General features: G+C 56.6%; 1 protein-coding gene. It reads right to left on the bottom strand.

From position 1 onward, the window contains the following. Positions 1-276: 276 nt before the first annotated feature. A complete protein-coding gene (locus MBENS4_RS23640) occupies positions 277-1,488 on the bottom strand; it encodes an IS110 family transposase (RefSeq protein WP_242405114.1) in 1,212 nt (403 codons plus the stop codon). Positions 1,489-1,495 lie beyond the last annotated feature (7 nt).

Below are 1,495 nucleotides of genomic sequence, written 5' to 3'. Positions count from 1 at the left end.
GATTTGTATGATGCTTATTCGGTCAAGGTCTATTCCTTTCAAATTTCGGGCGACTTGGGTTGCGCTATTCCAAGGTTCAGGCATGCGCGATCCGCGCATAGACTTGTATCCGGTCGAGAGCGTTCTCTCGCACCACAATCCGTATTCACATCCTTGGACCGAGCAACGGAGGATGCGGACCAAACTACTACTGGGCGTTTCTTAGGCGCCATCAATCTTCACGGTCACGCATCCAACCAATCCGCGAGGCCTAACGAGCCTGTTGCAACAAAGGCATCAAGCCTGGCGGAGCTCAGCGCCTTGAGGAACCAAGCCGGTTTCCACAAAGCGCCAAAGGGCGATCAACAATTTTCGTGCCAGCGCCACAATTCCCACTTTGGCAGAGCGTTTCCCTTTGCCTTTGAAGCGTTCGCGGTACCACTGGGCCAGTTCGCTATTCGGTTGATAGCGGAGCCAACCCCAGGCCAGTTCAACCATCAAGCATCGAGCCCCCCGGTTTCCTGCCTTGCTGATGCCTTGGTCTCTTTCAACTCCACCGCTCGAATATGGACTGGGCGCCAGCCCCAGGAACGACGCGAGATGGCGCCGACTGGAGTAATTCCGACAAAAGACTTCCGCGACCAGCATCGTGGCGCCATTTGCGCCGATACCTCGCAATTGTTGAAGGCGCTCGGCCTTGTCAGGGCATGGAAAGCCGGTTGTTTCGTCTGCAAGGGTTTCCTTCCGGGCGACCTCGATCTGCTTCAGCTGCGAATTCAGCAGGCTAAGGCGCTCGAAGCATCGGGAGACCTGTTGACGGAGGTTCGGATCGAGATTCCGGCCATCCCCTGTTTGCATCCCATTCAACTGCGAAGCCCAGTCCCCGCCTTTCAGGGCTCGCAAATGCTTGATCCCATGAAGCGCGAACAGAGCGCGGATCCGAGAAATGATCTTGGTTCGCTCACGGATCAGGTCTCCGCGTTCACGCATCAACCTCCTGGCATCCTCCTCCTGCGGTGTCGGTACCGTAACCAGTCGACACACACTGTGATCTCCGCCGAGATAAGCTTTCAAAATACCGATCATCGCTTCGGCATCAATCCGGTCCGTTTTGACCCGTTTTCCCCGTCTAGAAACGAGGAAACTCGCAGGATCGAGCACATAAGTGTCGATGCCCCTGTCTCGAAGCAGTCGAGCGAGCCAGAAACCGTCATATCCAATTTCAAAGCAGAGTCGGATAGCGGCCGAACCGCCAACTCTGGTTTCGGCGCGGGCCTCAAGTTTGCGGACGTGGCGAAGCAGGGCCTCCCCGTCGCCAGCGGGAATGTTCGCCAGCGCCACCTTGCTCGCTCCTGGAAGCAGGGAGGCAACAAGCCAAGATCGTTTGCTCAACTCGACGCTCACATAGATGGGCGCCGCTTCAGCGTCGGTAATGGTTGCAGGCATCATGATGCTCTCTCCAGTCGTCGTCGAAACATGAGTTATCGGCCGAAACAGGGCCAGCTCCATAGGATCT

The organism is Novosphingobium sp. MBES04, assembly GCF_000813185.1.
In the GTDB taxonomy this organism is placed as follows: Bacteria; Pseudomonadota; Alphaproteobacteria; order Sphingomonadales; family Sphingomonadaceae; genus Novosphingobium; species Novosphingobium decolorationis.
Note: the sequence above shows the minus strand (reverse complement) of the source record. Positions and strands in the feature narration are given on the sequence as shown.

Excerpts from the sequence above, each read along its gene's own strand:
- MBENS4_RS23640 (WP_242405114.1), bottom strand. The coding sequence starts at position 1,488 with ATGGAGCTGGCCCTGTTTCGGCCGATAACTCATGTTTCGACGACGACT.